At 52.2% G+C, this 10,768-nt stretch carries 11 protein-coding genes and 1 pseudogene; 7 read left to right on the plus strand and 5 right to left on the minus strand.

Annotated elements, in window-relative coordinates:
* Positions 1 to 32 precede the first annotated feature (32 nt).
* Positions 33 to 176 carry a hypothetical protein gene (locus JE47_RS21765; RefSeq protein WP_160173275.1) on the plus strand — a complete coding sequence of 48 codons (144 nt, stop codon included), beginning with the start codon at positions 33 to 35 and terminating at the stop codon, positions 174 to 176.
* Here JE47_RS21765 and secF read toward each other — a convergent pair.
* From secF to JE47_RS0105190, 4 genes are all read right to left on the minus strand, one after another.
* On the minus strand, positions 136 to 1,137 hold the full coding sequence (secF, locus tag JE47_RS0105175) for a protein translocase subunit SecF (protein WP_031458728.1): 1,002 nt from the start codon (positions 1,135 to 1,137) through the stop codon (positions 136 to 138). The genes JE47_RS21765 and secF overlap by 41 nt on opposite strands.
* Before the next feature lie 50 nt (positions 1,138 to 1,187).
* A complete protein-coding gene (secD, locus tag JE47_RS0105180) occupies positions 1,188 to 2,576 on the minus strand; it encodes a protein translocase subunit SecD (RefSeq protein ID WP_031458729.1) in 1,389 nt (462 codons plus the stop codon).
* A 491-nt stretch (positions 2,577 to 3,067) separates the two neighbouring features.
* The gene (locus tag JE47_RS0105185; RefSeq protein WP_031458730.1) at positions 3,068 to 3,766 is read right to left on the minus strand and encodes a DsbA family protein; all 699 of its coding nucleotides are present in this window, start codon (positions 3,764 to 3,766) and stop codon (positions 3,068 to 3,070) included.
* Between the two features lie 68 nt (positions 3,767 to 3,834).
* Positions 3,835 to 4,632 carry a YceI family protein gene (locus JE47_RS0105190; protein ID WP_031458731.1) on the minus strand — a complete coding sequence of 266 codons (798 nt, stop codon included), beginning with the start codon at positions 4,630 to 4,632 and terminating at the stop codon, positions 3,835 to 3,837.
* Between the two features lie 180 nt (positions 4,633 to 4,812).
* Here JE47_RS0105190 and JE47_RS0105195 point away from each other — a divergent pair, with 180 nt between their 5' ends.
* Entirely contained in the window at positions 4,813 to 5,268 is a 456-nt protein-coding gene (locus JE47_RS0105195; protein ID WP_031458732.1) for a MauE/DoxX family redox-associated membrane protein, read from the plus strand.
* Positions 5,269 to 5,315: 47 nt separating this feature from the next.
* On the opposite strand, the gene JE47_RS0105200 is transcribed toward JE47_RS0105195, so the two are convergent.
* Positions 5,316 to 5,513 carry a hypothetical protein gene (locus tag JE47_RS0105200; RefSeq protein WP_031458733.1) on the minus strand — a complete coding sequence of 66 codons (198 nt, stop codon included), beginning with the start codon at positions 5,511 to 5,513 and terminating at the stop codon, positions 5,316 to 5,318.
* 415 nt (positions 5,514 to 5,928) lie between these two features.
* On the opposite strand from JE47_RS0105200, the gene JE47_RS0105205 reads away from it, so the two are divergent.
* The 5 genes and pseudogenes from JE47_RS0105205 to JE47_RS0105220 all read left to right on the plus strand — a co-directional run bounded on the left by JE47_RS0105205 (position 5,929) and on the right by JE47_RS0105220 (position 10,654).
* On the plus strand, positions 5,929 to 6,792 hold the full coding sequence (locus JE47_RS0105205; RefSeq protein ID WP_031458734.1) for an ABC transporter ATP-binding protein: 864 nt from the start codon (positions 5,929 to 5,931) through the stop codon (positions 6,790 to 6,792).
* A gap of 73 nt (positions 6,793 to 6,865) precedes the next feature.
* On the plus strand, positions 6,866 to 7,939 hold the full coding sequence (locus JE47_RS0105210) for an ABC transporter permease (RefSeq protein ID WP_031458735.1): 1,074 nt from the start codon (positions 6,866 to 6,868) through the stop codon (positions 7,937 to 7,939).
* A 131-nt stretch (positions 7,940 to 8,070) separates the two neighbouring features.
* Positions 8,071 to 8,349 (plus strand): annotated as a pseudogene (locus tag JE47_RS22495) (hypothetical protein); the annotation flags it as partial.
* The gene (locus tag JE47_RS0105215) at positions 8,333 to 9,559 is read left to right on the plus strand and encodes an RNA-guided endonuclease InsQ/TnpB family protein (protein ID WP_051871069.1); all 1,227 of its coding nucleotides are present in this window, start codon (positions 8,333 to 8,335) and stop codon (positions 9,557 to 9,559) included. The pseudogene JE47_RS22495 and the gene JE47_RS0105215, both read left to right, overlap by 17 nt.
* 24 nt (positions 9,560 to 9,583) lie before the next feature.
* On the plus strand, positions 9,584 to 10,654 hold the full coding sequence (locus tag JE47_RS0105220; protein ID WP_035419040.1) for an ABC transporter permease: 1,071 nt from the start codon (positions 9,584 to 9,586) through the stop codon (positions 10,652 to 10,654).
* Positions 10,655 to 10,768: the final 114 nt, after the last annotated feature.

Consider the following 10,768-nt stretch of genomic DNA (forward strand, 5'->3'; position numbering starts at 1 on the left):
GCCGACGCACTATGGCGCCGCATACGAACGTTGTGAGCGATTATATCACGAGTACCGGTTTACAGCAAATTGTGATGTTGATACGGCAGGCAGTGTTAACGGTTTCAGTGACCTGGTTTGACCTGATTGATCAGGTTACATTGCCGGAGCCGTCTCATCGCGCCGACCGCGCTTAAACCAATGACGCCATTCTCGATGTTCCCACACGACCAAAAGCTGAGCCGCATTGAAGATTGATGAGTAGGTCCCGCTGATGAGGCCGATGAGCAGCATCAAGACAAAGTTCCGGATAGTATCACCACCAAACAACAAGAGGGCAGTAAGTGTAAAGAAGGTGGTAAGCTGAGTGTTGATCGACCGTGGGAGAGTCTGCACCAGACTATGGTTGACAATATCATCGAAGGTTTCAGCCGGATGCCGATTCAGCAGGTTCTCACGAATGCGGTCGAACACAACAATGGTATCGTGTACCGAAAAGCTAAGGGTTGTTAGCAAAGCGGTCAGGAAGAGCGCATCGACCTCTAAGCCGATGGTTGCGCCTAAAATGGCAGCAATCCCAAGTACTACCAATACGTCGTGCAGCATCGCGATAATGGCACATACGCCGTAGCGGACAGGGTGCGGTGCCTTGCGGAAGGCCCAAGTCAGGTAGAGCAAGATAATTAGTGACGCGCCGAGCACGGCAATAATCGCACTGCGGGTTGATTCGGCACTGACGGTTGGTCCAACACTTTCCAGTCGTTCCCGACTAACGTTGCCAAATTCGGTAGAGAGTGCCTTCATCACGGCATCAATTTCGGTGTTGGGATCCGACTCGCTAAGTGGACGGGTGCGTACTAATGCGGCTGCTACTGCTTTCCCGTCAATTTGGGTTGGGCTGAGCTGAACCAGTGCATTCTCGAAGCCCGCTGCGGCAAACGCTGCTGCGATCCGATCAGTGCTCAAACGCTCAGGCGCGGTCTCAGGAAAACGCAATTCCCACAATGCACCACCGGCAAAGTCAATGCTTGGACGCAGGCCGATAGTAAATCGCCCGGTAGTGACTAAAGGATGCAAGAAGAGCATATATAAGCCCGGCAAGATCACCAGGATTGAAAACGTAAACCACCAATAGCGACGGCGGACAAGATGTTCCATACAGGTGTTACTCCCATTCACGATCACAGGTGAACGATGTCGTTGAATACCTACGAGACAGCCTGCGCAGTTGGTGTTGCTGAACGGCGATCCACGCCAAACCACCAGGCACGTTCATCGCTAAACAACGGCAGGAGCAGACGTAGAAATGTTCGTGAGACAACAACAGCAGTGAACAGACTGATCACAATGCCGAGACCAAGTGTAAGCGCAAAGCCTTTGATCAAACTGACACCGAAGCTGTTGCCGAACATAAACAGCACAATACTCGTGATCAAGGTTGAAACGCTTGAGTCGCGGATGGCTGGCCAGGATTCAACGAAACCTAATTCGAGTGCACTGCGAATATCACGTCCACGGCGGTACTCTTCGCGCAAGCGGGCAAAGATCAATACATTGGCATCAACGGCGAGACCAATTGAGAGGATAAAGCCGGCAATACCGGGCAGGGTCAGTGTGATTGGGATCAGACGGTAAATCGCGAAACTGATGATCGTGTAGATGATCAGTGCAACCGTTGCAACGACGCCGGGTCCCCGATAGAATAAAATCATAAAGGCTGCGACCACCGCCAGACCAACAACTCCGGCTGTAATACTGGCTGCTACACTCTCTCGCCCCAGGGTCGCCGTCACCGTTCGGCTCGTCTCGATCACGAGTGGAACCGGCAGAGCACCGTACTTCAACTGATTGAAGATACGATTACGATCAGCTTCCGTACTTACTTCAATAATTCCAGAACCATCGGTTAACGCGGCGTTAATCACCGGACAACTGACAACCACATTATCAAGCACAATACACATTGGCCGCCCAACATTTGCGGCAGTAAATGAAGCTAACCGTCTTGCTGATTCGCCACGGAAGGCAAACGAGACAGCCGGTCGGCTACCAAGTGCACCACCCTGCGAAAAGGTGGGTTGTACGGCGCTGGTATCGAGATCGGCGCCATCGGTAATGCTCTGATAAATTGGGCCGAGGCTCGTTACATCGGTAACGGTATCGCTCTCGGCTAACTGGGGAGGATTCGGACTACTCGAGGTGCGCACGATGGTACCCTCAGCCAAATATTGACCTTGTGAGTCGATAAATTCCAACCGACCAGTCCCACGTAATGTTTCAATTGCCTGTTCGGGATTGGCAACCCCCGGCAACTCGACAATGATCCGGTTGTTTCCAGCCTGCTGCACAACCGTTTCGCCGACACCGAGTGCGTTGACCCGCTGCTCAATCACCCGAGCAGCAGTGGCAATCTCATCGGCGGTTGCATCAGGATCGGCTGAGCGTAGCAACACCTGTATGCCACCTTGGAGATCGAGGCCAAGACGGATGCTGACATCGCGGCCCAAGAAGATATTGTTCGGGGCAAAGTTCACGGCCAATGCCAGTCCGGTAGCACTAATAATGAGCAGAAGCGATAAAAGATTACGATTTTGCACGGTCGAGTGCTCCTCAACGTAATATCGAAAAAGCCGACCTATTATAGGTTGGTCGCAGCAGCGCGTCAAGACTTGACACCACGAGCTGCATACCACCGACGAAGATTATGCACTCTCGCACGATAACACCCGACTTAGTCACTGGATGCGCGGGTCTATGGCCCACGTTGTGGAGCGCGTGACAGGAAAGCATCGGCTGACGTGTAAGCGCACCATTGTACCTCTAGCCCCCGTTTGCGGAGGGGTAAACCCTATCCCGCCTTGCGCTAACGAGCATGATTGGCGCGCCAACAGGATTGGCAGCGCGTCGTCGGAACGGGAAGTTGAGCTTCTCTACACCTTACGGAGAGGTTGGGGACTCACCGCTTCTAACTCGTAGCGCACCGCTCTGCCCATAGGTCGTATCTTGTTGCATGCGCCCTGACGATTGCTGAATGCACCCTATGATGCCCATCGGCGTCTAACCTGGTTTGCGTCAGTGGCGGGAATGTTTAGCGCCCCGCTGCCCGCAAAGCCGCATCAATGGCAGTGAACAACCGACTCGAATCAACAATCTGACCGTTCACGCTAAACGATGGTGTTGCCTGCACACCGAGGGTAGCCGCATCTTTGGCTGCGGTCAAGATTGCCTCACGGTGCGTTCCGGCCTGCATACATGCCTCAAATGTTGTCCGGTTAATGCCGATGATGCCGGCATAGCCGCTGAATGTATTAAGGGGTGAACTCAGTTGCGCCCAGAGGCTCTGATTGTTGAAAAGCTGATCGTGCATCTCCCAGAACTTGCCTTGATCACCGGCACATCGTGCTGCTTCCGCCGCTGCAACGGCGTTGGGATGGATGTTGGTGAGTGGCAATTCATGGAAGATAAACTGTACCCGACCGGTGTTAATATAATCACGTTCAAGAATTGGCGCCAGATTGCGCGAGAAATATGCACATCCTGGACACTGAAAATCCTCAAAGGCAATCACTTTTACCGCAGCGTCGGGATTGCCTTTGTAATAGAAGCCCTCTGCTGTGCGTCCGACTGGCGCCATTGGCGCTTTGACCTCATTAGAGTTGCGATTGAGAAAGATGACAAGGCCGACGACGGCAACCATCGCAACAACACCTACGGCAATGTATAGATAGAGCAAGTTGTTCTGTTTGGCAGCTTTTACGCGGCGACCGCGGGTACTCTGCACACTCATAGTTGACTCCTGAGGTAATGTCGGATAAGACTCGCGTCATTATAGCGATTGCCGCATTGTCCGTCAATCTACCCGACAAGGGTTGCCACGAATTCCAGTTCCAAGCGTACCTCGTCGGCAACCGTATCTACAGAGGGCGAATCGGGAATTGTCAGGTTGAAATCGCGGTAGAGCACCGTAGTTTTCGCCAGCCCGCTGATCTCTGTCTGACTGATCGGGGTCACGGTTACGGTAAAGGCTACCGGTCGAGTTACGTCGGTGATCGTCAAGTCACCTTCAATTGTAAATTCAAACGGTACGCCGATAGTCACCGATTCGGGCAAGCCGCTGATCAGCCGTGGTGTAAAGGTAATCAGTTCAAACTGATTGGTGCGCAAGATAGCATTCTTAATGGCGCGATTACGAAATTCGTTGTCGGTCGTCAGAGTACGGGCGTTGATTTGTATAACCCCAACCTGAGCAGCTTGCGGGTTATCAGGGTCGAGTGCAATCTGACCGGCGACCTGACTCGTAACCCCAACAACGGTCACCGGTCTACCGCGCAAAACCTCATCGATCAGGAAACGTGCTTCAGAGCGGCTCTGATCAATGGCAAAGAGTTGTAACACTGTCCCGGTTGACGTAGGTTGTCCAATTACTCCAGCGGTCTCTGCTGCAGGAGCAGGAGCGGTTGGCACAGAGGTTGTGGTTGTCGCGTTTGGCTCACCCGCAGGTATCGCAGTTGGATTCACCGTCGGTAGCACGAGTGGTACTGCCTCTAATGGCCCACTTGCCGCCTCCGGTGGACGGAAAACATAGAATAGGAGTCCGCCGATGATCAGTACTATCAGGATACCGAAAGCGAGTACAATCTGTCGCATTGTCATCATTGTCCTCTTTGCACGTAAGGCATACGAGACCCTTCCATTTATTATCATACCGGATGACCAGCGGAATTTGCGGCTTTCTCATCAAATTTTTAGTTTTCTTGTTGTGACATATAAACACTTTTTTTGCTAAAAAAGTGTTATACTGTGTCTGCAATCAAGCCTGCACGGAGGTTAGTCATGAAACGAACAATTCCATGGCAAAGAGCGAGGCGCATCGTACTCCTGGTATTGCGGTACATCTTTGGAGCGACGTTTGCTTATGGCGCCTACCACAAAATTACCCGACGCTGGATGACCTCGTCGGTGCTGCGTGAGCATTTCGAGCAGCGTTTGTCGGAGATCGATCCGCATAGCTTTAGCGCTGCCTATCTACGTTTCTTCGCTATCCCGTTCTATCGGCCAATTGCCTGGGTGTTGACGATTGGGCAGGTTATTGTAGCGTTCAGTATGCTGACCGGGATTGGCGTGCGCCAAAGCGCAGCGCTGGCACTCTTTTTGCTGGTAAATATTAGTGCTGGTTCCTACTTTAATGCCAGTATGCCGCCGTATTTGATCACCGCAGTGTTATTGATACTCGATAAGGGCGAGAAGGATCGTAAGCGTGAGCAGGTTGTTCATCAGGTCTCGCAGTAGTGCGGGAAGCGGTGGATAACCTGCATAGCAGAAATTCGTAGTCTTGATCAGGCGTTCAGCAGGGGCGTTGGCTGAAGTGGCGAGCAACGAAGCGTCTCATCAAACACCTGGGCTGTTGATGAGGCGTGATCATCGATTGCCAGAATGGCAAGGGGAACGCTGGTGAGCAACGCCTGCGTCTCTTCGACGCGATAGAACTGGGTGGCATCGGGGTCAGCGCTGGTGCTGCGGAGCACGTCTGGCACCCCTCACCGTCCTCCTCGTCCATTTCAACTCCCACACGGAGAGAGGAAGGGGGGACGTGGGGTGGCTGGCGTGCAAGAACGTTGGCATCACATCACGACGGATGAACCTTGTCGATGGATGCAATGCGGTACACGAGATTCGCGAGCAGGGGTGAGGCACCGCCTCGCCCCTACAGGTGTCCACGACGATGGTCACCGAGCGCCGATCCGACCTGTCCTGTTGCAGCAGTAGATCGGTTGGGACGCAGCGGTGCTGCGTCTGTCCATTTATCGAGGGGGTGCATCCATTGCACTGTGAGACGGTTATTTCAACTACTTTTTGTGCAAGACCTGGACTTCAACTATAATAACCACTACGTCACAGTCAAACACCGCCAATACTGCCCCGGCAGTTTTTATTCCATGTGAGAAGACTATGGCTGAACCTGCTATTGTCGCCGAGTCGTTGACCTATCGCTATGGCAATTTGCTCGCAGTTGATCACATCAGCTTTACAGTAGAACGCGGGGAAATCCTGGGTTTTCTGGGGCCGAATGGCGCCGGTAAGTCGACTACCGTGAAGATACTGACGGGTCAACTGCGACCAATGAGCGGACGAGCTATCTTATTAGGAATTGATGTAGCCCGCTATCCCAAACAGGTACATGCGCGCATCGGCGTCTGTTTTGAGCAACCGAACCTCTATGAAGAACTGAGTGGGGTTGATAATCTACGCCTCTTCGCTCGTTTGTTCAATATCCGTGACATTGATATTGCCGGTCTGCTCCACCGGGTTGGTCTTGATGGCAGAGGAGATGATCTAGTTGGACACTATTCAAAAGGGATGAAACAGCGGTTGATGATTGCCCGTGCATTGGTGAATCGTCCCGATATTCTCTTTCTGGATGAACCAACCGAAGGACTGGACCCAACCTCTGCCGAAGCGATCAGACGGGTGATTTGTGAAGAGCAGGAACGTGGGGCAACAGTGTTCCTGACCACGCATGATATGTATGAGGCCGATCGCCTGTGCAATCGTGTGGCATTTATCAATAGCGGTCGTATAGTCGCTCTTGATACACCTCACAATCTCAAGCAGCAGTACGGGAAACGTATGGTACGTGCTGAAGTGGTAGGACCCGATGGTTCACTGCTGACCCGCGAGATTATCCTTGACCAGCCTGAAACCGCTCACGAGATCGCCAATCTGCTTCAGCACGAACGAGTGGTCACACTACATAGTGAAGAAGCAACCCTTGAAGACATCTTTATTCAGCTTACCGGTCGTGCGTTAGTCTGACAGATGGCCAAAGGTGGTGTGGGGGTATTCTCCACAACGACCAGTGTCTATCGCTGATGGGCAGAGGGGGCGTATGCACATAACTGCAATCTGGGCGTTAATGGTGAAGGATGCACGCCTTTACGCTGCCAACCGATTATTCGCACTGGTAACGGTGCTGGGTCTGGTTGCGTATATCGTTATCTATTTTCTCTTACCAGCGACGGTCGATGAGACGTTACGCCTGGGTCTTGTCATTCCCGACTCATTGTCAGCATTGTCTGAAATGCCAGACAATGACGCAGTCCAAGTCACTCGATTCACGGATGTCGAAGCGTTACGAAAGGCGGTAGCATCTGGTGAAGTAGAAGTCGGCTTTGCTTTTCCGGCTGATCTTTACGATCAACTCCGGCAGGGTACGCAACCAACCGTTGAACTCTTACTTGCGCCAGAAGTACCGCCGGATTTTGTAAGTGTCTATGCGGCGGCAGCGCGTGAATTGAGTTTCACTCTGATCGGGCAAGAGTTACCGGTTGTGATCAAGGAAGAAATACTCGGCGTCGATATGGTTGGTGCGTCGATTGCTCCTCGTCAACGCATCTTACCTCTTTTTGCTGTACTGGTGTTGATGGTTGAGTGCCTTGGCCTGGCCAGCTTAATCGTTGCCGAAATCGAGCAGAAAACGATCCGGGCTCTTTTAGTGACACCCTTAACTGTACGCGATGTCTTTGTCGCGAAGACATTATTCGGTTCGCTGTTCGCCTTTGGGCAGGCGATACTATTGCTGGCAATCACCGGTGGATTGGTGAAAGCACCGCTGCTTAACCTTACAGCTCTGAGTATTGGATCAGTTCTGATGACCGGGATTGCCTTTCTCATTGCGACGCTTGGGCGTGATCTGATGTCGGTTATGGGATGGGGCATGCTGGCGTTGTTGATAATGGCCTTGCCAACCTTTACCGTGCTGATACCCGGCTTAGCGGCGGATTGGGTTCGGATCATTCCTACCTACTATCTGGTTGATACCCTTTATCGTTCGCTCAACTTCGGTGCTGATTGGAACGATGTTGGCGGTAATCTGCTCCTGTTGACCGCTTTTGCGTTGCTTAGCCTGGCGCTCGGTATGGCAGCGCTACAACGGAGGTGGAAACTGTTTCTGAATAACTGACCATACCACAAAAGCAAGCAGAGAATCTCACTCGCCAGCATGAAAGGCTGATAGAAGCCTGTGGCGAGCGCGGTTATCGCATTGTGTTAGACTGTTCCGAGATTGCCTCTGGTTGAAACGACAATCGCCGCCAGTTCTTCACGATCAGAGACGCGGCTTGCAAGGGTGAAATCAAAAAGGTTGTCGTTGAACATCGGGATAGAGTGACCCGCTTTGGGTTCCGAACCATTGAGCGATTTTTCAATGGCGTGGGTTACAGGGTAGAAGTTCTGGAAGAAGCGGAAGAGAAGAGCGAGTACGAAGAGTTGGGTGAGGATATGCTGACGATCATTGTACGTTTTTCGTCTCGGATATATGGAGCACGAGGCGGGCGCAGGCGGAAGGAAAACTCCGATGCAGAGAGTACATAACATCAGACTTAATCCCACGCCTCAACAGACCGAGTACCTGCGCAAGGCTTGCGGAACGGCGAGATTTGCCTTCAATTGGGGTCTGGCCGAATGGCAAAGACAGTACGCCGCTGGCGAGAAACCATCGGCGTATGCCTTGAAAAAGCAATTCAACACCATCAAACGTGAGCAGTTCCCCTGGGTACTGGACGTTTCTAAATGCGCTGTAGACACTGGCTTTCGTAATCTTGATGCCGCATTCAAGAGGTTCTTTCGCCGGTGCAAGAATGGCGATACCAAGAAGGGCTATCCCAAGTTCAAGTCCAAGAAACGATCGAAATTATCCTTCAGAATGGACGGGACACGGGTTCGTGTTGATGGCCATTGGCTCACGTTGGAAAGGTTGGATAAACCAATCAATATGGCCGAGGTGTTGAGGTTTGACGGTGAAATCAGATCGGTCACTATTTCTGAGCATGGAGGGCATTGGTATGCCGCCATCAATGTAGAAGTCGAACCGCCGAAGCACAAGCATCCGCAAGGGTCAGTCGGGATAGACGTAGGCGTAAAGACGCTGGCCGTTCTCTCAGATGGCATGCGGTACGAAAACCAAGTGCTGCTACGCTCAAAACTGAGAAAACTGAAGCGTTTGAACCGCGAACTATCTCGCCGACAAAAGGGAAGCGGTCGCTGGAACCACACCAGGAAGAAACTGGCCAGGTTCCATCGCCGGATAGCCGACAAGCGATTGGACTACCTGCACAACATGACAACCAGGATTGCTCGCACCTACCGGATTATCGGCGTGGAAGATTTGAATGTCGCCGGAATGTTGCGCAACCGCCGCCTGGCTCTGTCCATCGCCGATGCCGGATTTGGCGAGATTCAACGGCAGTTGCGCTACAAGTCCGAGTGGTACGGCGGCATATTGGTAGAAGTTGACCGCTTCTTCCCATCCAGTCGGCTATGCCCGATGTGCGGAGAAATCAAGTCGGACCTGACGTTGCGTGACCGAACGTTTGTCTGCGCGTGCGGGTACGTCGCCGACAGGGATGTGAATGGTGCTCAGAATATTGAGCGGGAAGCATTACGTTTGATGAGTAGAGGCCGGAGTGGGTTCACGGACTCTCTAAACGGGCGTGAACAAAATGTAAGACCCTTCGGGGCGGTTTTGGATGAAGCGTCAAAATTGGCTGAAGAAAGGCAGCCTTCCAGACCTGCTGTGGTTTAGGTAGGTTTGGTAAACCAGGTTCGTATGAGTCTAGGGCGAATCTTTATCTTGTTGCACCGTGAGGCGGTACAGGGGCCAAAGAATGTTATCTTCATCTTCACAATCGTCGTGCCGCTTGGCTTGAGTCTCGCTCTGGGTTTGATCTTCGGCACGTTTTTTAGCGGAAAACCGCGATTGGGGATCGTCGATCTCGGTATGTCGCGGGTTGTGCAGTTGGCTGACGCAATGCCGGGATTAATCGTTCGACGCTATACTGGTGAAGCTGATCTCCGTACTGCTGTTGCCAATGGTGCAGTAGATGTTGGTATTGTGTTACCTGCGGATTTTGATCAGCAGGTGATGCGTAATCAACGTGGCAGCATAACCGTCTACGTGTGGGGGGAGAGCTTGTTGCGAGATCGGATGTTGATTGGTATGGTCTTGATCGATTGGCTGCGTGAGGTGGCCGGTCACGAATCACCAGTGGTAGTAAAGACAACAGTACTAGGTGCAAACAGTGAATGGTCATGGCAGCAACGATTGCTCCCGCTTCTCGTGTTGATGACGGTCGTTTTTGGCGCCCTGATGCTACCGGCATCTTCACTGGTTGCCGAGAAACAGCATCGCACGCTGGCAGCCTTACTCGTTACTCCGGTTACACGAGGAGAGCTTTACGTTGCCAAAGGAATATTGGGAGTTGTCTTGAGTACAGTGATGGCTGTACTGGTGTTGATCCTCAACAGTGCCTGGAGCAATCAGATATGGTTAGTGCTGCTGGTGTTGTTGCTAGGGGCAATATTGTCAGCCGAGTTTGGTATTTTGCTTGGCGTGTTGGTCAACGACATCAATTCTCTCTTTGCAATGGTGAAAGCGTTGGGATTAATTTTGTACGCTCCAGCGCTGATTTCATTGTTCCCGATCATCCCACAATGGATCGCAGCGTTCTTTCCAACATTTTATATTGTTGATCCGGTGATTGCGATTGTGCAGCGGGGATCAACGCTGCAGGATATTGCTCCGCAGCTTGCGGTCGTGTGTGCAATGATTGTTGCACTAGCAGTCGGGTTAGGAAGCCCCTTCCTCACCCATTTTGGAAGCGCACGCGATCAGCGGTGAATGGAAGACCAGCAGGCGCATGGTACCACCTCCCGACCCTGAAGGAATGATTGGCTTGCTGAAGTCAAGTCTCAGTGTTGTACATAACTCAACATTTTTTCAGACACACTCTGA

Origin of the sequence: Chloroflexus sp. MS-G (assembly GCF_000735195.1) — a bacterium.
GTDB lineage: Bacteria > Chloroflexota > Chloroflexia > Chloroflexales > Chloroflexaceae > Chloroflexus.